The organism is Thiohalophilus sp. (assembly GCF_031581315.1).
Lineage (GTDB): Bacteria > Pseudomonadota > Gammaproteobacteria > UBA6429 > Thiohalophilaceae > Thiohalophilus.
Genome location: NZ_JAVLAZ010000035.1, coordinates 4,139 through 26,715 on the forward strand (window position 1 = coordinate 4,139; position 22,577 = coordinate 26,715).

Annotated in this window: 22 protein-coding genes; 9 read left to right on the plus strand and 13 right to left on the minus strand. The window is 57.5% G+C overall.

All coding sequences use genetic code 11. From position 1 onward, the window contains the following. Positions 1-20 precede the first annotated feature (20 nt). The 5 genes from coaBC to slmA all read left to right on the plus strand — a co-directional run bounded on the left by coaBC (position 21) and on the right by slmA (position 6,009). Positions 21-1,280, plus strand: coding sequence for a bifunctional phosphopantothenoylcysteine decarboxylase/phosphopantothenate--cysteine ligase CoaBC (coaBC, locus tag RI563_RS06930; RefSeq protein ID WP_310693659.1), 1,260 nt, complete (start codon positions 21-23; stop codon positions 1,278-1,280). A gap of 79 nt (positions 1,281-1,359) precedes the next feature. Continuing rightward, positions 1,360-1,815, plus strand: coding sequence for a dUTP diphosphatase (gene dut, locus RI563_RS06935; protein ID WP_310693638.1), 456 nt, complete (start codon positions 1,360-1,362; stop codon positions 1,813-1,815). A gap of 34 nt (positions 1,816-1,849) precedes the next feature. Then, positions 1,850-4,453, plus strand: a complete 2,604-nt coding sequence (locus tag RI563_RS06940; protein WP_310693639.1) for a phosphomannomutase/phosphoglucomutase — start codon at positions 1,850-1,852, stop codon at positions 4,451-4,453. Positions 4,454-4,498: 45 nt separating this feature from the next. Beyond that, positions 4,499-5,395, plus strand: a complete 897-nt coding sequence (argB, locus tag RI563_RS06945; RefSeq protein ID WP_310693640.1) for an acetylglutamate kinase — start codon at positions 4,499-4,501, stop codon at positions 5,393-5,395. Positions 5,396-5,406: 11 nt separating this feature from the next. Then, a complete protein-coding gene (slmA, locus tag RI563_RS06950) occupies positions 5,407-6,009 on the plus strand; it encodes a nucleoid occlusion factor SlmA (RefSeq protein WP_310693641.1) in 603 nt (200 codons plus the stop codon). 38 nt (positions 6,010-6,047) lie between these two features. Here slmA and RI563_RS06955 read toward each other — a convergent pair whose 3' ends face one another. Continuing rightward, positions 6,048-6,686, minus strand: coding sequence for a hypothetical protein (locus RI563_RS06955; RefSeq protein WP_310693642.1), 639 nt, complete (start codon positions 6,684-6,686; stop codon positions 6,048-6,050). Positions 6,687-6,734: 48 nt separating this feature from the next. On the opposite strand from RI563_RS06955, the gene RI563_RS06960 reads away from it, so the two are divergent. Beyond that, complete coding sequence (locus tag RI563_RS06960; RefSeq protein WP_310693643.1) at positions 6,735-7,484, plus strand: sulfite exporter TauE/SafE family protein; 750 nt, start codon at positions 6,735-6,737, stop codon at positions 7,482-7,484. A 26-nt stretch (positions 7,485-7,510) separates the two neighbouring features. Here RI563_RS06960 and RI563_RS06965 read toward each other — a convergent pair whose 3' ends face one another. The 4 genes from RI563_RS06965 to RI563_RS06980 form a co-directional block, all read right to left on the minus strand. Next, positions 7,511-7,783, minus strand: coding sequence for a hypothetical protein (locus RI563_RS06965; RefSeq protein ID WP_310693644.1), 273 nt, complete (start codon positions 7,781-7,783; stop codon positions 7,511-7,513). Positions 7,784-7,893: 110 nt separating this feature from the next. Then, positions 7,894-9,633: a bifunctional isocitrate dehydrogenase kinase/phosphatase gene (aceK, locus tag RI563_RS06970; RefSeq protein WP_310693645.1), complete on the minus strand. Its 1,740-nt coding sequence runs from the start codon at positions 9,631-9,633 to the stop codon at positions 7,894-7,896. Between the two features lie 19 nt (positions 9,634-9,652). Continuing rightward, positions 9,653-10,969 carry an isocitrate lyase gene (gene aceA, locus RI563_RS06975; protein ID WP_310693646.1) on the minus strand — a complete coding sequence of 439 codons (1,317 nt, stop codon included), beginning with the start codon at positions 10,967-10,969 and terminating at the stop codon, positions 9,653-9,655. Positions 10,970-11,471: 502 nt separating this feature from the next. After that, positions 11,472-12,248 (minus strand): exodeoxyribonuclease III, encoded by a 777-nt coding sequence (locus RI563_RS06980; protein ID WP_310693647.1) that lies wholly within the window; start codon positions 12,246-12,248, stop codon positions 11,472-11,474. Between the two features lie 85 nt (positions 12,249-12,333). Here RI563_RS06980 and pyrE point away from each other — a divergent pair, with 85 nt between their 5' ends. Next, positions 12,334-12,978 (plus strand): orotate phosphoribosyltransferase, encoded by a 645-nt coding sequence (gene pyrE, locus RI563_RS06985; RefSeq protein ID WP_310693648.1) that lies wholly within the window; start codon positions 12,334-12,336, stop codon positions 12,976-12,978. A 99-nt stretch (positions 12,979-13,077) separates the two neighbouring features. Here the strand turns inward: pyrE and RI563_RS06990 are convergent, their stop codons facing one another. Next, a complete protein-coding gene (locus RI563_RS06990) occupies positions 13,078-13,644 on the minus strand; it encodes a DUF2057 family protein (RefSeq protein WP_310693649.1) in 567 nt (188 codons plus the stop codon). Between the two features lie 350 nt (positions 13,645-13,994). On the opposite strand from RI563_RS06990, the gene RI563_RS06995 reads away from it, so the two are divergent. Then, positions 13,995-15,539: an AmpG family muropeptide MFS transporter gene (locus RI563_RS06995; RefSeq protein ID WP_310693650.1), complete on the plus strand. Its 1,545-nt coding sequence runs from the start codon at positions 13,995-13,997 to the stop codon at positions 15,537-15,539. Positions 15,540-15,542: 3 nt separating this feature from the next. Further along, positions 15,543-16,232, plus strand: a complete 690-nt coding sequence (locus RI563_RS07000) for a sulfite exporter TauE/SafE family protein (protein WP_310693651.1) — start codon at positions 15,543-15,545, stop codon at positions 16,230-16,232. A 70-nt stretch (positions 16,233-16,302) separates the two neighbouring features. On the opposite strand, the gene RI563_RS07005 is transcribed toward RI563_RS07000, so the two are convergent. The 7 genes from RI563_RS07005 to proC form a co-directional block, all read right to left on the minus strand. After that, positions 16,303-16,746: a DUF4426 domain-containing protein gene (locus RI563_RS07005; RefSeq protein WP_310693652.1), complete on the minus strand. Its 444-nt coding sequence runs from the start codon at positions 16,744-16,746 to the stop codon at positions 16,303-16,305. Positions 16,747-16,881: 135 nt separating this feature from the next. Then, complete coding sequence (metW, locus tag RI563_RS07010; RefSeq protein ID WP_310693653.1) at positions 16,882-17,481, minus strand: methionine biosynthesis protein MetW; 600 nt, start codon at positions 17,479-17,481, stop codon at positions 16,882-16,884. Beyond that, a complete protein-coding gene (locus RI563_RS07015) occupies positions 17,478-18,626 on the minus strand; it encodes a homoserine O-succinyltransferase MetX (protein WP_310693654.1) in 1,149 nt (382 codons plus the stop codon). Before RI563_RS07015 ends, metW begins: the two co-directional genes overlap by 4 nt. A 92-nt stretch (positions 18,627-18,718) precedes the next feature. Continuing rightward, the gene (locus RI563_RS07020; RefSeq protein WP_310693655.1) at positions 18,719-20,665 is read right to left on the minus strand and encodes a dynamin family protein; all 1,947 of its coding nucleotides are present in this window, start codon (positions 20,663-20,665) and stop codon (positions 18,719-18,721) included. A 219-nt stretch (positions 20,666-20,884) separates the two neighbouring features. Further along, complete coding sequence (locus RI563_RS07025) at positions 20,885-21,175, minus strand: DUF167 family protein (protein WP_310693656.1); 291 nt, start codon at positions 21,173-21,175, stop codon at positions 20,885-20,887. Then, positions 21,159-21,767 (minus strand): YggT family protein, encoded by a 609-nt coding sequence (locus tag RI563_RS07030; protein WP_310693657.1) that lies wholly within the window; start codon positions 21,765-21,767, stop codon positions 21,159-21,161. The genes RI563_RS07025 and RI563_RS07030 overlap by 17 nt, the downstream gene beginning before the upstream one ends. 2 nt (positions 21,768-21,769) lie before the next feature. Beyond that, positions 21,770-22,576 (minus strand): pyrroline-5-carboxylate reductase, encoded by an 807-nt coding sequence (gene proC / locus RI563_RS07035; RefSeq protein ID WP_310693658.1) that lies wholly within the window; start codon positions 22,574-22,576, stop codon positions 21,770-21,772. Position 22,577: the final 1 nt, after the last annotated feature.

The window sequence follows — 22,577 nt, forward strand, 5'->3', positions numbered from 1 at the left end:
CTCTGATACACTTTATATGTATGACACAACTGGCCAACAAACACATCCTGCTCGGGGTGACCGGTAGCATCGCCGCCTACAAGGCGGCGGACCTGGTACGCCGCCTGCGCGAAGCCGGGGCCGAGGTGCGGGTGGTGATGACCGACGGCGCCTGTGAGTTTGTCACGCCGATGACCTTCCAGGCGGTTTCCGGGCATCCGGTCCATCGTCACCTGCTGGATACCGGGGCCGAGGCCGCCATGGGCCATATCGAGCTGGCCCGCTGGGCCGATGCGATTCTCGTCGCCCCGGCCAGCGCCAACTTTCTGGCCCGCCTGGTCCAGGGCCGGGCCGATGACCTGCTCTCCACGGTCTGCCTGGCCTCGGATGTCCCGCTGGCGGTGGCCCCGGCGATGAACGCCGGGATGTGGGCCAATCCGGCGACAGCTGAAAATGCCCGCACCCTGCAAAAGCGCGGGGTGTTGTTGATCGGCCCCGACAGTGGCGAACAGGCCTGCGGGGAAGTGGGTGCCGGACGTATGAGCGAGCCGGACGCGATCCTGGCGCAATTGAGCGAGCTGTTCGGAACCGGCAGTCTCACTGGCAAGACCGTGCTGATTACCGCCGGGCCGACCCGCGAGGCGCTTGACCCGGTGCGTTATCTCTCCAACCACAGCTCCGGCAAGATGGGGTTTGCCCTGGCCGAGGCGGCCGCCGAAGCCGGCGCCCGGGTGATACTGGTCAGCGGGCCGGTAAGCCTGCCCACGCCCACCCATGTGGAGCGGATCGATGTGGTCAGTGCCGAACAGATGCATAGGGTGGTGATCGAGCGTGCCGAGCAGGCGGATATCTTTATTGCCACGGCGGCGGTGGCCGATTACCGGCCTGTTCAGGCGTTGGAACAAAAAATCAAAAAAGATCCGGCCTCACTGTCGCTGGAACTGGAGAAAACCCCGGATATCCTCGCCAACGTGAAGCAGCGATATCCGCGGCTGTTCTGCGTTGGTTTTGCCGCCGAGACGACCGATCTGGCCCACTATGCCCGCGCCAAGTTGCAGGAAAAACAGCTGGAGATGGTGGTGGCCAACCCGGTAGGGCCGGCCGCGGTCGAGACTGGCGGGACCTTCGGTAGCGATACCAATGTATTGCAGATCTTCTGGCCGGGCGGTGAAACCGAGTTGCCGCTCGCCGGCAAGGCGCAGCTGGCGCGCCAGCTGATTCCGCTGATTGTCAGTCGCTATGAAACGGGATACCGGACTGCCGCCACTGGCGCTAACGTTGTAGAATTGAAAAAAAACTGATCCGCCCCGTTACCGGCCGCATCAGGCATAACAACAACAGAACAACAACAACTATTTAACATCAGGGACTTCATTCATTATGGCCCGTATTCAACTGAAACTGCTCGATCCCCGTCTCGGTGAAGAGATCCCCCTGCCGGATTACGCCACCGACGGTTCCGCCGGGCTCGATCTGCGCGCCTGCGTGGATGACACGCTGGTGCTCAATCCCGGTCAGACAGAACTGATTCCGACCGGCCTGTCGATTCATATCGGCGACCCGTCACTGGCGGCGGTGATTCTGCCGCGTTCCGGGCTCGGGCATAAGCATGGCATCGTACTCGGTAATCTGGTGGGCCTGATCGATTCGGACTACCAGGGCCAGTTATTCGTTTCCTGTTGGAATCGCGGCAGTGATTCTTTTACTATCAATATTGGTGAACGTATTGCCCAGCTGGTGTTTGTGCCAGTGGTCCAGGCGCAGTTCGATCTCGTTGAGGAGTTTGATGCGAGCTCGCGGGCCGAAGGTGGTTTCGGGCATACCGGTCGTGCATAACCCGTCATAATCCGAATAACAGGGGAGAGGCAGAGTGGCCCGTCGTCGCAAACGTAAAAGCAAAAGCCAGCAACAACAGATCCGCTCCAGCGGGATTACTCTCTCCGCGGTCAGCCTGATCGCCTTTTTGCTCTTCAGTGCCATTCTGTCGGTTTCCGTGTTCATCGGCCAGATGACGCCCCTCAACGCCCTGCAAACCCAGGAGAACGCGGTCCTGGAAAACGAGGCGCGGCGTACCGCGGCCGGCATCAGCGAGGCGGTTGCCGATTACGCCCATGCCCTGAGTAGCATCGCCCGCGATCCGCAGACCCGCGAATTGCTGCAAAGCGGTAACCGCTCGGCGATTGCCGAACGGGAAAGTGAACTGCAAAGCATGTTCGATAACGCCCTGCGGGTACGCTTGCTGCAGCCCAAGATTTATTCCCCCGATAAAACCAGCGAACCGCATCTAGGGTTTGCCTGTCTGGATATGCAGCGTCAGGCGGAAGAGCTCAAGGCGCGGCCGCCGGTAGAAGTCCATGCGCTGGATACCCCACAGGAACATATCGATATCGTCGAGCCGGTGCTGGATCGCAGCGGCGAGAAAGTGATCGGCCATGTGCAGCTGGCACTGGATGTCGGATTGCTGGATGTCTGGCTTAAAGAGGCGGCCGGTCGCGGTTATGTTGAGCTCAATCAGAAGATTACCGAACAGAGTACCGTTTTACTGGGCAAAGCCGGCGAAGTGCGTCATCAGTCGCTGGCCGATTCGACCCATGTGGATATTCCCAATACGGCCTGGCGGTTAGCGGCGTGGATGCCGCAGGTGGAGCGGGTCTCGGCCTTTAACGTGAACCTGTTGACGATTCTTGGGATCGGTCTTGTGCTGGGTGGCATTGTGACGCTGCTGCTCTATCAGTCCATGAGCCGTTCTATCACCGCGGATCTGGAAAACTTCATGTTGCTCGAGGCCAGCGTGCTGCGCGGTAACAAGCGCCATGAGTATTTCCTCAAGATGAAAGAATTCAAAGAGATGGCCAAACGGTTACAGGATTTACCCGCCGCACCGATCATGCAACGCGAGCATGATGATGACAATTCACTGAATATGGCCGGCCTGAATGGCTCGTCCGATCACATCTTTATGGACAGTAGTTCCATGTCGGTGGAAGAGCTGGACAGTGATGAAGATCGGGCCCGCTTTGAAAGCCGGGAGCCCGAACCGCCAAAAAAGCCTGAAGCCACTGCCGCTACCCCGGCCGGTAGTAGCGCGCCGGCGCCACCGGCCATGCCCCCGGCGGAGATCTTCAAGGCCTATGATATTCGCGGCATTGTCGGACGGACCCTGTCGCCACAGCATGCATTACTGATCGGGCAGGCCCTGGGCAGCGAGGCCCGCCAGCGCGGACTGACCCGAATCGCCTTCGGTCGCGACGGACGTAAATCCGGTCCGGAACTCGGTGGCGCGCTGGTGCGCGGCCTGCAGGCCGCCGGTCTGCAGGTCATCGATGTAGGCATGGTGCCGACGCCGGTACTCTATTATGCCGCGCACCAGTTGGCCGACGGCTCGGGGGTCATGCTGACCGGTAGCCATAATCCGCCGGATTACAACGGCTTCAAGATGGTGCTTGGGGGCGAGACGCTCTCGGGCGATGCGGTCCAGGGTTTGCGCCAGCGCATCGAGAACAAGGACTTCGCCCAGGGCCAGGGCAGTTATGGCACACACAGCATTACCAATGACTACATCAAGCAGATTGTCTCCGATATCAAGTTGCCACGTCAGCTCAAGGTGGTAGTCGACTGCGGCAATGGCGTCGCCGGGGCGGTGGCACCGGCGTTGTTCCGCGGCCTTGGTGTCGAATTAATTGATATTCACAGCGAAGTGGATGGGAACTTCCCGAATCATCATCCCGATCCCAGTCAGCCCGAGAACCTGCGCGATGTCATTGAGCTGGTGCGGGCCCAGAATGCCGATCTGGGTATTGCCTTCGATGGTGACGGCGATCGCATCGGTGTGGTCAGTCCTGATGGCACTATTATCTGGCCGGATCGGCTGATGATGTTGTATGCCACCGATATTCTGTCACGCAACCATGGGGCCCAGATTATTTACGACATTAAATGCTCCAGTAACCTTACCCGGGTGATCTGGGAAAAAGGCGGCGAGCCGATCATGTGGAAGACCGGTCATTCGCTGATTAAAGCCAAGATGAAACAGTCCGGGGCCTTGTTGGCGGGTGAAATGAGTGGGCACATTTTTTTCCAGGAACGCTGGTACGGCTTTGACGATGCCCTGTATGCGGCCGCGCGCCTGCTGGAAATTCTGGCCAACGATAAGCGCAAACCGCAGCAAATTTTTGCCAGCCTGCCGGATATGGTCAACACGCCCGAATTGCGCATCGACCTGGCAGAGGGTGAGCAGCACCAGTTTATGGATGAGCTGATGAACCGGGCCGAGTTCGACAATGCCAATGTCATCATGATCGATGGCGTACGGGCCGATTTCGAGGACGGCTGGGGACTGGTGCGGGCATCCAACACGACACCGAGTCTGATTATGCGTTTTGAAGCCAAAGATAAGGAGGCCTTGCAGCGCATTCAGCAACAGTTCCGTGAGTTACTGCAATCGGTCAAACCCGATCTTGCCCTGCCTTTCTAGGCGGATGTACTGCCTCGCGCATTAACCGGAAAACAAAATACCTGTATGAGCATTAACGCCAAATCCGCCCTGAATATTGCCAAGGTCCTGACCGAAGCGCTGCCCTATATACAGCGCTTTCAGGGCAAGACGATAGTGATCAAATATGGCGGCAACGCCATGGTCGACGAGAATCTCAAACAGGGCTTCGCGCGTGACATTGTGTTGATGAAACTGGTGGGAATGAACCCGGTCGTCGTACACGGTGGCGGACCGCAGATCGGTAACGTGCTGGAACAGATTGGCAAGGAAAGCAAGTTTATCGAAGGGATGCGGGTCACCGATTCCGAAACCATGGATGTGGTATTGATGGTGCTTGGGGGACTGGTTAACAAGGAGATCGTCAATCTGATCAATCAGGCTGGCGGCCATGCCGTCGGGCTGACCGGCAAGGATGGCGGTTTGATCCGGGCACGCAAGATGACCTTCGAACGACAAAACCCGGAAATGAATACGCCCGAGATTATCGATATCGGTCATGTGGGGGATGTGCAGAGCATCGATCCTTCTGTGATTAATATGCTGATCAAACAGGGCGATTTCATTCCGGTCATCGCGCCTATCGGTGTTGGCGAGGATGGTCAGTCCTATAATATCAATGCTGATCTGGTGGCCGGCAAGCTGGCCATTACCCTGGGCGCGGAAAAACTGATCCTGTTGACCAATACCCCCGGTGTGCTGGATAACGAGGGTGGGCTTTTGACCGGTCTCAAGGCAAAGGAAGTGGAAGGCCTGATCGACGACGGAACGATCCACGGCGGCATGTTGCCCAAGATTCGCTGTGCTCTGGACGCTGTCCACTCCGGTGTTGGTACCGCGCAGATCATCGATGGACGGGTCGAGCATGCCGTCCTGCTGGAAGTGTTGACCGACGAAGGTGTCGGTACTCTCATCAGAAACTGAAGACAGACGCTATGACCCAGAAGCAATCGGACAAGCCGTCACGCCGCCAGCAGATACTCGAAGTACTGGCCAGTGAACTGGAGAACAGCCCCGGCGAGCGGATCACCACCGCCGGTCTGGCCCGGGCCGTCGGGGTTTCCGAGGCGGCGCTGTATCGCCATTTCCCGAGCAAGGCGCGCATGTTCGAAGGGCTGATCGAGTTCATAGAAGAGTCCATCTTCGGTCTGATCAACAGGATTCTCGAAGATCAGAAATCCGCCATTCGACGTAGCGAACACATCATGACTCTGGTGCTCGGTTTCGCGGCCAAGAACGCCGGCATTACGCGTCTGCTGGCTGGCGATGTACTGGTCGGGGAAACCGAGCGGCTGCGCAGTCGTATCGATCAGTTCTATGACAGACTGGAAACCCAGCTCAAGCAGGTGCTGCGTGAAGGCGAAATGAACGGTGAGTTGTCCCCGGGGTTGCCGGTGGGGCCGAGCGCGAACCTGCTGTTGTCGATCATCGAGGGACGCATCAACCAGTATGTACGCAGCGGTTTTCGACTTTCACCACAGGAGATGTGGGAAGATCAGTGGAGCCTGCTGGAGGGATTGCTGCAGACTCGCGATTGAGTAAGCAATCTCTCAGGACGGGTATACGGAACGCTTGTTCAGCGTGAGGACCGGGCCGATTTCAGTTTACGAAAACGCGCCAGCTCCGCCTCGAATTTTTGCTTCAGACTTTCCAGTTCCTGCGCCTTCTCGGCCATGAATGTCTTGTTGTTCGCAATCTGGCGTTTGACCTGCTCCATTTGCTCCAGCAGGGTCTTGGAAAGCTCCTGGCCCCGACGTTCCTGATTGGCAGCCTGTTTCTGCAGGTCACCGAGTTTATCCCGCAGCGCTTCGTTACTGGTCCGGGTTATGTCGATCAGGCCTTGAATGGCGTCGGTTTTGTCCTGGTAATACAGTTTCAGGTCACGTTCGTTCGTAAATGTATTTAACAGTATCCGATCCCGGCGTTGTTGTTCCGCCTTTTGTTGTTCTTCCCGGCGGCGTTGCTCGGCAGCCTGTTTTTCTGCTTCGAGCTGTTCGGGAGTCTTGGCCGGCTCCTCGACATCGATAACCACGCCGTGGTCGTTAAGAGTTTCAATTCGCTGTTGGGAGTATTCGGGCGGGACACTCTGGCCGCATTCACGCACGCCTTCATCATTGGTCCAGCACTTGTACCGGCCTGCCACGGCGGGATGGGCAATCGCGAGAATCAGTGCCGCGAGGCAGAGGCGAACTGGTAAACGGAATCCGGTTATCATTACAGAGTCCTTGGCTTCAGGAACTCAATTGTAGGAAATTTTTCACGCATGTTGGAATACATCCTGTTATTTATTATTTCCCTGCTGGCCAACGCCTTTTCTGCCTTTGCCGGCGGCGGGGCCGGTTTATTGCAGTTGCCGGCCCTGATCTTCCTTGGTTTACCCTTCAGTGTGGCGCTGGCAACCCACAAGCTGGCCAGTGTCGCCTTGGGTATCGGCGCCTCCGCCCGCCACTTTAGAGAAAAGAACCTGGATAGGCAATTTGCACTGATCATGTTGCTGGCCGGGGTGCCCGGGGTAGTCCTGGGCGCCAGTGTCATTCTGAATGTGCCGGACCGCTGGGCGGAACTGGCCCTGGGGCTACTGACCATGGGCCTGGGGATTTATTCCTGGGCGAGTCCTGATCTGGGGCAGGTGGATACCCGCAGCCATCGGGATCGCAGTGGACTGGTCATCGGGGGCGCGGTGCTGTTTGGGATCGGTTTTCTCAACGGTTCGCTGACCTCCGGGACCGGCCTGTTTGTCACGCTGTGGCTGATTCGCTGGTTCGGTCTCGATTACAAGCGTGCCGTCGCCCACACCCTGGTGATGGTGGGGCTGTTCTGGAATGGCAGCGGCGCCCTGACGCTGGGTCTGCTGGGCTCGATTCGCTGGGACTGGCTGCCGGTCCTGTTACTGGGTTCGTTGCTGGGGGGATATATCGGTGCCCACTACTCGATCATCAAGGGCAACAGGGCCATCAAACGCGTATTTGAGTTTGTGACTATTCTGGTGGGGTTAAAACTGATTGTCGGCTGATCGGCGTACAACAGTGATAGTGTGGATCAGGTTACACGGATGCGGACGACCGTCATGATCTCCATCTCCATGCCACCGACACTCAGATTATCGGGATAATAGGTCAGGTTGACGCGGGCGCCGGTGAGATCCTTGTATTTTTTCTTGCGTTTATAGCGAAAGGGAACATCCACGCCCTCGATCATCACTGTATTGACAAACCATTCACCTTCCTCGCGCTGTACATGGGAGGTGACTTTGACATTATCGCTATGTACGAGTTTGTCATGCTGTTTGGTTAATTTATCCGGATCTGACACAGGGCGCTCGCTTTGATATCTCGATATTTTACCCATTCATTATAACATCAAAGCCGCAGCTGGAGCAGCAAACAGGCAAGTTCACGATTTTACGACAAAAAATCAGCTGTTTACTCCGGTAACTGTCCCTCGGCCAGTTGCCCCTGCAACTGTTGCCAGTAATCCGCGTCGAGCAATTCCGGGTGCAGGCGGGTAAAAAGTTCGCGTTGTCGGGGATCGGTGAATAGAAACACAGCAAATTCTTCGGGGAAAATATCATTGGGACCGACGGAATACCATGGCTCGGCGGCAAGTTCGTCCTCGGGATAACGCGGTGGCGGGATATGTCGAAAATGACATTCGTCCATCGGCATGATTTCGTCATAATCGTAAAAAATAACGCGGCCATAACTGGTAATGCCAAAGTTTTTGGTCAGCAGGTCGCCGGGAAAAATCCCGGCGGCGGCAATGTCATGAATGGCATCCCCGTAATCCTGCAGGGCGTGGCGTGTGCCTTCCTCATCGGCCCGCTCCAGATACAGATTCAGCGGCTCGAGACGACGTTCAATAAACAAATGTTTGATGATCAGCTGATTGTCCTCGAACGAAACTTGCGAGGCGGCCTCGGTTTGAAGTTCTTCAAGCAGCTCGTCGGTAAACCGTTCCACCGGGAATGCCGTGTAGGAAAACTCCCAGGCGTCGGACAGTCGTCCGACCCGATCATGTTGTTTGACCATATGATAGCGGTCGATAACTTTCTGGCGCGTCGTGTTCTTCGGTGGCGGAAATCGATCACGGATCAATTTGAAGACATAGGGATAGGACGGCAGGGTGAAAACCACCATGACCATTCCTTTGCTGCCCGGCGCGGTTTCGATGGCATCCGATGAACGCTGCAGGTGATCGAGAAAATCGCGATAAAATTCCGCCTTGCCCTGCTTGTGAAAACCGATCTGGGTATACAGGTCCGCCGCGGTTTTCTCCGGCAGGAAATCGAGCAGGAAGCGGATTACCGCCGACGGGATCTCGGTATCAACCAGAAAATAGGCGCGCGCCGAAGTAAACAGACTGGCGACATTGTCGCGTTCACTGATCAGTCGATCCACATAGGCGCTGCCATCCTGGTTGCGACGGATACGCAGAATAAATGGATAGCGGTCCGGTCCGTTTATGACTCGCCCCACCAGATAAGCCGAGCGATTACGGTAAAAAGGCTGACGCAGCATCTGGATTTGAAAATGCTGGGTAAGCCGACGAGGCAGGTTAGTATGTCGGCGAATGGACTCTGTTATACAGCGTACATCATGACGCAGATCGCCGAAAGAGAGACCGATGTCGGAGATAGAGAGGATCTTCTGCAGTGTGGCACGCCAACCCTCGCGCAAGGGATAGAAGCTTCGATACACCGGATCGTCACTGTCCAGTCGCTCGGTAGACATGGAGGGGCGTACGAAAATGAAATCATTATTATAGAAGTGGCGTTCGAACAGCCCGACAAAGACCGAGTTATAAAAGGTTTCGGCGAGTTCCGGCTGACGATGGCGGTATAACAGGCCCATGTATTGAAATTTGACCTGCTGCCAGGGGGCGGCGTGAAGTGTTTCTTGATCAAATCGTTCACGCAATTCCTGGATGGTTTCGCGAACACGGTCATCGTACAGGCTAATGCGACGGATGGCTGCCTGGCGGCTGGCTACCCAGTCACCGCGGACAAAATTGTCATGTGCTTCACGGGTTATCTCGCGAAACAGTGTAAAGTGCCGGCTGAAGCCGGCCAGGATCATGGTGGCCAGCTCGCCGACCACGCCCTGTTCAGACGGGTCCGGAGAGAAAGCGGGCAAGCTGGATGGCAGGCCGGAGTCGACACTCATGTCTTTACCCTGGGGTCGTTTATGTGTCGTCGAACTGCCCCTCCTCGGTGGAACCGGTCAGTGCGGTCACCGAAGAGAAACCGCCCTGTATGGTGGAGGTGACATCATCAAAATAACCGGCCCCCACCTCCTGCTGATGGGAGACGAAGGTATAGCCCTTTTCGCGCGCGGCAAATTCGGGTTGCTGCACTTTTTCCACATAATGTTTCATGCCCTCGCCACGCGCATAATCATAGGAGAGGTCAAACATGTTGAACCACATACTGTGGATACCCGCGAGAGTAATGAACTGGTATTTGTAACCCAGTTTGGCCAGATCCTCCTGGAAGCGGGCAATGGTTCTGTCATCGAGGTTTTTCTTCCAGTTAAACGACGGCGAGCAGTTATAGGCCAGCAGCTTGTTCGGATTCTTTTCCAGTACCGCCTCGGCGAACTCGCGGGCGAAGCCGAGATCCGGGGTGCCGGTTTCACACCAGACCAGATCGGCATAGGGGGCATAGGCGACGCCCCGGGAGATGGCCTGCTCCAGCCCATTTTTTACCCGATAAAAGCCTTCATCGGTGCGTTCACCGGTCAAAAACGGCGTGTCGTGCGGATCAAAGTCGGAGGTCAACAGGTTGGCCGCCTCGGCGTCGGTGCGGGCCAGCAACAGGGTCGGAACATTGCAGACATCGGCGGCCAGACGCGCGGCGATCAGCTTGTGCACCGCTTCCTGGGTCGGCACCAGAACCTTGCCGCCCATGTGACCGCATTTTTTGACCGCTGCCAGCTGATCTTCGTAATGCACCCCGGCCGCACCGGCGGCAATCATGTTCTTCATCAATTCAAACGCATTGAGTACCCCGCCAAAGCCGGCCTCGGCATCGGCCACGATGGGCAGAAAATAATCGATATAGCCTTCATCACCGGGATTGTCGCCGCGCGCCCACTGGATCTCGTCGGCTCGCTTGAAGGTGTTGTTGATGCGCCGCACCATCGCCGGGACCGAGTCATAGGCATACAGGGATTGATCGGGGTACATGGTTTCCGAGGTGTTGCCATCGGCTGCCACCTGCCAGCCGGAGAGGTAAATCGCCTCGATCCCGGCCTTGGCCTGTTGCAGGGCCTGGCCGCCGGTAATGGCACCCATGGCGTTGACATAGCCCTTGCTGGCTTCGCCGTGTACCAGCGACCACAGCTTCTCGGCACCGTGGCGGGCCAGGGTATATTCCGGCTGCAACGAGCCCCGCAGGCGAACCACGTCGGCCGCCGAATAGCCCCGTTTGACATCGTGCCAGCGGGGATTCTGCGCCCATTCCTGCTCGAGATCCCGAATCTGCTCGTCGCGTGACTTCATGCTGCTCTCCTCCTGCGGATTGTGGCATGGGTGATGGCTTCGCGATGGGGCGGGCTCTTTGGCCATAACCCCAAAAATGTTCACCCTTTACAGGGGTAACTTGTTCTTATGTGCTGTATTAAAGATAGATGATGGTTGGCGAAGCTGCCACAACCACAGGGGAGATAAAATGTGTACTCAGAGAGTACGAGCCCGGTAATCCTGGTTGATGGATTACGTGTTCAGGAGAAGCAGGAAATGGTGTTGCCGGGGATAAGCGGCGAAGCAAATAAATGGGTAATGAACTTCCTCTGCAGGACGCTGAGGCGATGAGAAAAATAATATTATTGACTTCGCCGGCTCTGCGTCTTTGTGAGAATTCACTGTCTATATTCTGGATTTATCATGACTTTCGCCACGACGCGAAGACGTAGAAATAAAATGCATGTTTTACTGCGGCTCTGCGCCTTTGCGAGAGAATTATTTCGCAGGGTTCTGTCTGCCCGGAGCTGTCTGTAAAAAGTCAGACCTCGATGTCGTAATCGATGGTCAAGGGCGCGTGGTCGGAGAACCACTTGTTTTTATACACCGAGGCTTTTTTGACGGTACCCTTCAGGCCCGGGGTGATGATCTGGTAATCGATACGCCACCCGACGTTGTTCTCACGGGCATTACCGCGGTTGGACCACCAGGTATACTGATCGGGTTTTTGATTAACCTCGCGAAACGCATCGATAAAGCCGATGTTGTCGAACAGATTGTCCAGCCAGGCCCGCTCCACCGGGGTAACGCCGGAGGTCTTCTGGTTGGACTTCCAGTTCTTGATATCGATCTCTTTGTGCACGGTGTTGAAATCGCCGCAGATGATGTAATCGCGGCGCCGGCGCCGCATAGCCCTGAGATCCTCGGCAAAGCGGTCCATGAAGATCAGCTTGTTGTTGTGGCGCTCCTCACTGGAGGCGCCGGAGGGCAGATAGAGCGAGGCGACCGTGAGCTTGCCGATCTCGATTTCGATCCAGCGGCCTTCAGTGTCGACATGATCCCAGCCCAGGCCGATGGAAACCTTGTCCGGCCGGTGGCGGCTCATGATCGCCACGCCGCTGTAGCCCTTTTTCTGGGCGTCGAAAAAGTAGGTGTGATAGCCCTTCGGATAGAAAATATCGTTATCCAGCTGGTGTTCCTGTGCCTTGGTCTCCTGGATGCAGATCACATCGGCCTTCTGGCGCTTCATCCATTCGAAAAAGCCCTTGCGCTGGGCAGCGCGAATGCCGTTGAGGTTGGCGGTAATCACTCTGAACATCACACTTATCCGGTTACGACCAAAAGGTGTATGATACACAACCTGAACAACGAAATCCCCAGCCACACAATCCGGAATTTTCAACATGCGTGATTATCAACAGGAATTTATCGAGTTCGCCCTGCAGCGCGACGTGCTGCGCTTTGGTGAATTTACGCTCAAGTCGGGCCGGGTCAGCCCCTATTTTTTCAACGCCGGCCTGTTCAACAGCGGCAAGGCACTGGCGCGTTTAGGGCGCTACTACGCACAAACCATTGTGGATTCCGGCGTGCAGTTCGACGTGCTGTTCGGCCCCGCCTACAAAGGCATACCGCTGGCCGCGGCGACGGCCGTGGCACTGGCCGAGCAACATGATGTCGATGTGCCCTATGCCTTTAATCGCAAGGAAGCCAAGGCCCACGGCGAGGGCGGCAACATCGTCGGCGCGCCACTGCAGGGCAAGGTACTGATTATTGATGATGTGATCACCGCCGGCACCGCCATCGGCGAGGCGATGGAGATTATCGAGGCCAACGGAGCGACCCCGGCGGGCGTGGTCATCGCCCTGGATCGTCAGGAAAAAGGCAAGGGCGAGTTGTCCGCCATTCAGGAAGTGGAAAACAATTACCACATTCCCGTGCACAGCATTATCCAGCTCGAGTTGTTAATCGAATACCTGTCCAAGCAAACCGGGATGGAAGACAAACTCGAAGCCGTCAAGGCCTACCGTGCGCAGTATGGTATCGAGTGAAACAGTCAGAAGGTAAACCACCAAGGCGCCAAGGCACCAAGGAGTATTTTTTAATTAACGAATTTTTCTTGGTGTCTTTGTGTCTTGGTGGTTCAAAACTTATTCGTTGAAGTTTGGCATGTCCTGCTGCATCCACTGGCGGAATGCCTCGCGTTCGGTCTCATCCGCCATCAGCCACCAGAACTTGAGCCGCTTGACGGCGTCTTCGTTAACAGCCTGGTTGGCGTCGGGTAGCGAGCCACTGGCCTGGGTCTGGGCCGGGGCTGGTGTTTCAGGCACCACCGGTTCGGCATTGGTGATCCCCGAGGGATATTCATCCGAGGGCGTGGCGGCGATACGCTGACCACCGCTCCGTTCCACCAGGGTAGCCTGAAAATCACTGGCCATGGTGAACGCTTCGTCTTCCGACTCCGGTCTTTCATAGCGCAGTTCATACACCTGCCCGGCCCTGAAATGGGCCTGAACCTCGGTGGGACTGGATTTAATCATCATACCGCTGTCGGACGAGCCCCAGTAGAGTTCGTACTTGAAGCTCAGGGTATGTTGGCCGGGTGACAGATGGAGTTCGTAAAAGCCTTCTTCTTTGGACGGGGCGCGGATATCGCGGCCGTCAATAGCCAGGGTGGTAATCGGGCCGGGGACCTTGACCAGCGCAATTTCACTCATGGGTTTCTCGGGGCCGTTATAAAATTTAACCGGCCCGGTTGGTGCGCAGGCCGTCAGTAGCAGGGAGGCCAGTCCCAGAGATAAGAGTGTTCGCCAGTTCATGAAGTTCCTCATCAGGTTGCATCCAGGCAGTGTCGTGGGGCGTCGGCTCGCAGCCCTACCATACGCTAGCGGCCAATTCTGACAGAATTACGACAGTGCAGGTAGGTCGGGCCGGCAGTTTCGTCCTCCATCGGCCCGGGCCGGCAGCAGAAGCGTTGCCGCTATACCCTGTCGGCTGTCACCTCGTACGCGCTGATCATGCTAGAGTAACCGCGTCTGATTCTGGCCACCACAAGACGGAATACGATTTGTCTCTACCTTCCCTGGCGAGCTGGCGCAAGGCGCTTGAGGTGTATCGCCAACCTCAGGCGATTGCAATGCTGTTTCTCGGCTTCTCCGCCGGGTTGCCACTGTTGCTGATTTTCTCGTCACTCTCGCTGTGGCTGCGCGAGGCGGGCGTGGAGCGCGGTGCGGTCACCTATTTCAGCTGGGCGGCGCTGGCCTACTCCTTCAAGTTCGTCTGGGCGCCGCTGATCGACAAGTTGCCGCTGCCCGGCCTGTATACGCTGCTCGGACGTCGACGCAGCTGGTTGCTGGTGGCGCAGCTGCTGATCATGAGCTCCATCATTCTGATGGGCATGACTGACCCCGTAGACAACCTGCCGATGATGGCGCTGGCCACGGTGTTGCTTGGTCTGTCGGCAGCCACCCAGGATATCGTCATCGATGCCTATCGTATCGAGTCGGCCGGTGACCGGCTGCAGGCAGCGCTGGCCGCCATGTACATCGCCGGTTACCGGGTAGGTATGCTCGCCTCCGGTGCCGGGGCACTGTACCTGGCAAGCTGGTTGGGCAGCGCTGAAACTTACAGTTATCAGGCCTGGCGCCTGACTTATCTGTGCATGGCCATGCTGATGCTGGTCGGCCTGATAACGACCCTGCTGATCCGTGAACCGGTCCCGAATCGGCAACGGGAAGCCTATTTGCACAGCAGTTTCGATTATTTCCGCTTTGTCGTGCTGTTTCTGACAGTCACCGGCGTCTTTATTCTGGCGTTTTTACAACTGGGCGTCGCGGAAATGGTAAAAGTCTCGCTGCGGGAAAGTCTCGGGTTCAACGGGGTACTGGCGGCATTCATCGGTCAGACTGTCCAGATCGGCGTGGCGCTGCTGCTGGCTGTTGCCACGGCCCGGGCACTGATACTGGTGCACGCGGTGAATCGCGATATGGTGCGCACGACCTATGTGGAGCCGGTCGTCGATTTTTTCCGGCGCTACGCCAAACTGGCCTTGTGGATTCTGTTGCTGGTGGGCTTTTACCGCATATCGGATATCGTGCTGGGTGTGATCTCCAATGTGTTTTATTTCGATATGGGGTATTCCAAGGAACAGATCGCCTCGATTAACAAGGTGCTGGGCCTGATTATGGCGCTGCTGGGGGGCTTTGTCGGCGGGCTGCTCACGACCCGTTTCGGGATCATGCGTATGTTGCTGACCGGCGCGATCCTGGCGGCAGGTACCAATCTGCTGTTTATGTTGCTGGCGACCATGGAGCCGAACGTGCCGATGCTGGCGCTGGTGATCGCGGCCGACAACCTGTGTGCCGGGCTGGCCAGCGCGGCGTTTATCGCCTATCTGTCGAGTCTTACCAGTATCTCCTTTACCGCCGTGCAGTATGCCATTTTCAGCTCGCTGATGACCCTGTTCCCCAAGGTGCTGGGCGGTTACTCCGGTGGCATGGTGGAACAGCTGGGGTATCCCGGGTTCTTCCTGCTGACCGCCTTGCTCGGCGTGCCGGTGATCCTGTTAATCCTGTATCTGATGCGTCGTGAAGCGACGCGAGTGGACGGCTAGATCATGAGTGCGGAATTTTCCCTGGTGGCGGCATTTATCGTGGGACTGATGGGCGGCGTGCACTGCGTCGGCATGTGCGGGGGCATCGTCGGCGCGCTGACCTTCGGCTTGCCGCAGCCGCAGTCACGCGGCCGGCTGTTCGGCTTTCAGCTGAGTTACAACATCGGGCGCATCGCCAGCTATACCCTGGGCGGCGTGCTACTGGGCGGGCTCAGTGCGCTGGCCGATAACCTGCTGGTGATTCACCAGTATCAGACCGTCCTGCAGGTGATCGCCGGCCTGTTCATGCTGGCGATGGGACTGTATATCGCCGGCTGGTGGACCGGCCTGCGTTATGTCGAAAGCGGCGGACGGGTGGTGTGGCGCTATATCGAGCCGCTGGGCCGACGTCTGATGCCGGTAACCCGGCCCCGCCAGGCTCTGCTGCTGGGGATGTTGTGGGGCTGGCTGCCCTGCGGGCTGGTCTACAGCGTCCTGATCTGGTCCATCTCGACCGGCAGCGCCGTGGAAGGGGGGCTGCTGATGCTGAGTTTTGGTCTGGGTACCCTGCCCAACCTGTTGTTGATGGGCATGTTCGCCGCGAGCCTGCAGCGTTTTGTGCGCTATCCTCTTGTACGTTATCTGGCCGGCGCACTGGTCATGGTATTTGGCCTGGTGACCCTGTACCTGGCCTGGCAGCCGTTACCGTCCTGAGCGTTTGTCAGCCTGATTATCACATCCCTGTGAGGAGATCAGGCTGGCACCCGGGCAGATAGAGAGTGGATTATTCGGTGAAAAACTGTTTTTCGAATTCAAAGGTGTGGCTCTGCCGGCTGCCTTCGGGTTTGACCCGGATAGCAAAGTTCAGCGCGTCGCGATGGGCGACCGGAAAGTCACTGACATAGTAGATCGCATCACCTTCACGGATCTCGCGCATCGTCAGATTCTGCTTGTGGCCGGTCAGCATGCCACTGGTAACCTCTAGATCGGCGGGGACCGCCTGGTTATCGCTTTGACGAATGACCGAAATGTTGATCATCGCCCGGCTGCGGCTGCGCCGGATGTCGTATTCCCTTGCCACATCGGGATTGAGCATATCGGTGGTCAGAGTGTTGTAATGGACGACATAGTCGCCGAAGCGCTTGGCCTGTTCAGCACTGGCCGTTGCCGGGTGAAAACTGCAAACCAGCAGCAGGGACGTAAGTAACCATTTAAGCAGCGATCCCATTGTGCGCCTCCTCATTGTTGTGTCGTTCTCTGTTTTTAACTATAGACGAGAAAACGGATTTTCACCGTCTTGACAAACGATTTTCAGCTGGTGCAAACCAGAGCCGGGGCGATGGTCCCGGGAAGGGCGTTGTGACTAGCGGTTCTGTAACCGGTAGAGAGCCACTTCACCCATGAGGTTGGGCAACATCCTGGCGGTGACACTGGGTTTGTGATCACGGTCGACGACGATTCGCTGCACCACCCGCAGGTTCATGTCCTGACAAAGCTGTTCAAAGTCATGAATGGTGCACATGTGGATGTTGGGCGTGTTGTACCAGGTGTCCGGCAGTGATGGCGTGACCGGCATACGACCGTAGAACAGTTCCATCCGACAACGCCAGTGTCCGAAGTTGGGGAAAGTAATAATGGCTTCGGAGCCGATGCGCAGCATCTCGTCGATTAGTTTGTCCGGATAGCGTACCGCCTGCAGCGTTTCGCTCATGACGACATAATCGAAGGAACCGGATTCGATCTCCGACAGACCGGCGTCCAGATCGGTCTGAATGACATTGATGTTGTTGGCGATGGCCTTGACGATCTTGTTTTGGTCGATTTCAATTCCGTAACCGGTTGCCTGGCGATGTTCATGCAGGTTATGCAACAGGGTCCCGTCGCCACAACCGAGATCCAGTATGTGGGAACCGGGTCGGATCCAGTCGGCGATCATGCGCAGTTCGGAACGTAAAGGCGTCATTGGTCGTTCCCCTGTTCCACCCGGTTCATATAGGTGCGTAGCGCATCCATATAGTCATTAATGGGCATCAAAAACGCATCGTGACCGTGATGCGCGGTGATCTCTGAATAACTGACATTCTTGCGGCCCTTGACCAGGGCCTTGACGATCTCACGTGAGCGCTCCGGGGCGAAGCGCCAGTCACCGGTGAAGGAGGCGACGAAAAACTCGGCCTTGCTGTTGGCCAGGGCGGCGGCCAGGTCGTCGTCGTAATCCTTGGCCGGATCGAAGTAATCGAGTACTTTGGTCATCAGCAGGTAGGTATTGGCATCGAATTTCTCGACGAACGATTTGCCCTGATAACGCAGGTAGCTTTCCACCTGAAACTCGACATCGAAACCGAAGTTAATGGTCCCCTCGCGCAGCTCGCGCCCGAACTTGGCGCGCATGGACAGATCGGACAAATAGGTAATATGGCCGAGCATGCGGGCGATCATCAGGCCGCGGCGCGGGATGGTGTTGTAATCGTAATAGCGCCCTTCATGAAAATCGGGGTCGGACATGATGGCCTGGCGCGCAATTTCGTTAAAGCCGATATTCTGGGCCGAAAGCTTGGGGGCGCCGGCAATCACAATGCTGTGACGCAGGCGATCAGGATAGTCGATGGCCCATTGCAGGGCCTGCATGCCGCCCAGGCTGCCGCCGGCCACCGCCGCCCACTGCTCGATACCGAGGTGGTCGGCCAGCAGGGCCTGGCTGCGGACCCAGTCGCTGACGGTCACAATGGGAAAATCGGGCCCGTACGCCTTGCCGGTGTCGGGATTCGTGCTCATGGGGCCGGTGGTGCCCTTGCAGCCGCCAAGGTTGTTGAGGGCGACCACGAAGAATCGATTGGTATCGATGGGCTTGCCCGGGCCGATGCAGGTGTCCCACCAGCCCGGTTTGCGATCTTCCATGCTGTGATAGCCGGCGGCATGGTGATCGCCGCTCAGGGCATGACAGATCAGAATGGCGTTATTCTTCTGCGCATTGAGTTGCCCGTAGGTTTCGTACACCATCTCAAAGCCGGGCAGCACACGACCGCAATCGAGATCGATGGGGGCGTCGTATACCAGCTTTTGCGGGGTGACCAGACCGACGGAATCGGCGGGGATTGTCTCGGGCATCGGCTAACTGTCGTCGTGACCTGATTGATCAACAAGACAGCAAGTCTAAGTGACAGGTCGCCATCGGTGCAAGCGGTTGGGCCGGGCCTCTGTCAGGCGACCTGGGCGGTGTCCTGCTCCATAAAGGATTCCAGCGGCCGGTTCAGGGTTTCCATCAGCAGATTAATGTCTGCCAGCTGGACGTTGAGCGCCTCGGCGGTTTTTTCCAGCTCCTGAATCCGGTTTTGCAGGGTATCGCGGGATTCGTTGATCTTGCGCAGGCTTTCCAGCCGTTTTTCCATCTGGTTTTTGTGTTCCTTGATGCGCACGACCAGCGGCGCCATGGCATTTTTGCCCCAGGCTTCCACATCCTGGTGGGCCTGGAACAGGATATTGCGTGCGTGACTGACCATGGAGATAAAGAACTTTTTCACCACGAAGGCCTGTTCGGTCACGGTCAGTTTGGCGCTGTTACGATATCCTTCGGCTTCGTGATACAGCCGGTCCAGCTCGCGCTTGTATTTGCCCATGCTGATCAGCCGGGGTTTGACGTCGGTCAGGCCGTGGTCTTTATTGAACTGACGATAGATGGTCTGTAGCAGCATGTTGATCTGATCGGTCTGTTTGCTGGCCGTGTCCATGGTTTCCTGAATAATGTCGAAAAACTCCTTCATCGAACCTTTCAGGGTCATGGTGAACTTGCTGCCGGACATCTCCTTGCGGGTTTTGGACATGAGCTTGTCCAGCCGGGTCAGGCTCAGGGTGTTGAGCAGCTCGGTGTGTTTGTCGTTAAAGGTTTTGCGGTTGGCCTGAAAGCTTTCCACGCTCTTGTGATAGGTGGATTGTTCCTCGCGGGTCTTTTTCATCAGATGCATGATGACATCTTCGTTCTTGCCGCTGAGGCTTTTCAGTTCGTTCAGTTGTTTGTTGGTATCGGCCAGGCGCGAGGCGATCAGGTCGCGGGATTGTTGCGCCATGCCGCCGATTTCACCGACGATGCTTTCGCGCACCAGGTGTTGTTTACGCGGCAGGATGTCCTTGGCCAGAATCGATTCCAGGGCCAGGATGTTGCTGCGCTGCAGCAGTTCGTTGTCGGTGCGGATCTTGGCCAGCAGCCCTTTTTGCGCCGAGACAGGAAAGACGTTGGCGGCCTCGATCTCCAGCATCTTGGCGGCACTTTTGCACTGCTGGGCGACGCTGTTGTCGATTTCATCGTCGCTTTTGAGCTCGTCCCACAGGGTATCGACCTTGTTCAGCACGATAATCCGCCCGTGACGGGCATCGCCGCCCAGCGGTTTAACATGCTGATTCCACATCTGCATATCGGATTTGGTAACGCCGGTATCGGCGGCCAGTACAAAGACTACCGCCTGGGAATTGGGCAGCATATTGAGAGTCAGTTCCGGCTCGTTGCCGATGGCGTTGAGCCCCGGGGTATCGAGGATGGTCAGGCCTTCCTTGAGCAGCGGATGCGGGAAACTGATCAGCCCGTGGCGCCACATGGGGATCTCCACCATGTCGGTCTCGGCGTGCACGTCCGGATCCACCAGGCCCAGTTTTTCGGCCACCGGCGCCGGCACCCGTTTGGTGCGAATGACCTCTCGAAACGCCTCGGCCATTTTCTCCGAGGAGTTGGTGTCCAGCTCGATGGTGGTCCAGTTGATGGGGTTTTTCTTGTGTTCCTGGATGCTCATCTCTTCCAGACGGGTTTCGATGGGCAGCAGGCGGATATAGCTCATGTCCGCGTCCGAGTCGTAGAACAGCTCGGTGGGGCACATGGTGGTGCGTCCGGCCTCGGAGGGTAACAGACGCCGGTCATATTCGGAGAAGAAGATGGCGTTGATCAGCTCGGTCTTGCCGCGCGCGAACTCGGCCACAAAGGCGATGGTGAGCCGGTCGGACTTGAGCGCATCAAGGAGCTCGAAGATCCGCAGTTCGGCCTCCGGGTTGCTCATGTTATTGGCATTCAGCCATTGCTGGTATTTTTCGATCGCGGTACTGAGGTCGCCGCGCCAGCGCCCGTAGGCCTGCATCTGATCGGTGAAACGGTCTGTCGCCATCTTGAGTCCGGTTACCAGGTTGCTGTCAGAAAAAAGTCACTTACTGTGCAATATAGCGGGACACATTTCGCTGTCACAATGGATAAACTGTGATCTGTGCCTCACTTCGTCGCCCCATCGGGCAACCTCGTGTCAGGGTTTAACGGCCTGACGAGGAATAAGTTTAACAACTCCCTGTAACTATAGCGAAATCGGGGAAAAATGCCGAATTTTGTCCGTTTATGCCGGGGGCAAAATCTGCTCCGGCAGGCGCTGCGGTCGGTGGATGCGCCACAGCTTGATACGACTGCCATGGCCACGCTGCAGCGTTACTCCGCTCGGCGGCACGCCGAACTGATCGGCCAGGAACGCCTGCAACTTGCGATTGGCCTTGCCTTCCACCGGTGGCGCGGTGACGCGGATTTTGAGGGCATCGCCGTGGGGGCCGGTGATTTCATCGCGACTGGCGCGCGGCTGCAGATAGACCCGCAGTAACAGGTCGCCGTCCTGCCAGCTATAGAAGCCGGGCACGGCAGTAGGTGTTGTTGAACAGGCTCAGACTGCAGATACCATCCTGCAACGGCGCGATGATCAGCAGCATGACCAGCCACAGGGCGATCAGGGCGATCAGCGGGGTCAGGTCCAGCCCACCCATCGGCGGCAGCAGGCGGCGGAAGGGGCGCAGCACCGGCTCGACCAGCTGGTGCAGCAACGCGGCGACCGGGTTGTAAGTGCCCGGGGCGATCCAGCTGAGGACCGCCATGATGATAATGCCGAAGATAAAGACATTGAGCAGCAGCTTGAGCAGTTCGACCACGGCCAGCGCGACGGCGCCGCCGATATCCAGCGCCGGGAATTCGGGGAACAGGCTGATCAGGCCGATTTCAACCAGCTTGATAATCAGCAGCAGGACCACGGCGGCGAAGTCGATACCGCCGTAACCGGGGATAAAACGGCGCAGGGGACGCAGCGGCGCGGAGGTGGCCTTGACCAGAAACTGGGAGATGGGATTGTGAAAATCGGCCCGTACCCATTGCAGCAGCAGGCGCAGCATCACCACGATGGCGTACAGCCCGAAAATCGTCTGGATCAGGAAAACCCCGGCGTTACTGACGTAGTTCATGGTTATTGTCCCAGTTCATCGGCCAGCTCGCGGGCCCGATCCCGGGCGGCCTGCAAGGCCTGTTCAAAAATGGCTTCAAGCTGACGATCCTGCAGGGCCAGAATCGCCTGTTCGGTGGTGCCCCCGGGGGAGGTGACATTGCGTCGCAGCCGGGCCGGCTCCTCTTCGATCTCCAGCGCCAGCTTGGCGGCCCCGAAGGCGGTCTGCAGGGTCAACAGCCGGGCCGTCTCCTCGGGCAGGCCGAGTTTGACGCCGGCCTGTTCCATCGCCTCCATGACCAGGAAAAAATAGGCCGGGCCACTGCCGGAGACGGCGGTCACAGCATCCATCTGCGCCTCCTCCTCGATCCAGACTGTCAGCCCGACGGCGCGCATAATCGACTCGGCCAGCCCTTTTTGCTCGTCGCTGACGTGCGCGTTGGCGAACAGGCCGGTGGCGCCGGACTGGACCAGTGCCGGGGTGTTGGGCATGGCGCGCACAATGGCCCGTTCGCCCCCCAGCCACTGTTGAATGGCGTCGGTGCGTATGCCGGCGGCGATGGTCAGATAGAGCTTGTCGTCGTGCGTGCCGGGCTGCAGTTCGCTGATGACCTGCTTGAGGGCCTGTGGCTTGACCGCCAGCACCACCACCTCGCAGGCGTCGACGACCGCCTGATTGTCACCATGTACCGTAATGCCGTAATCGTCATGCAGCGCCTGACGGCGCGTCTCATCCGGTTCGGAGACATGCAAACTGGATGGCGGCAGACCACTCTGACAGAGTCCACCAATAAGACTGCGGGCCATATTGCCGCCGCCGATAAAACCGATC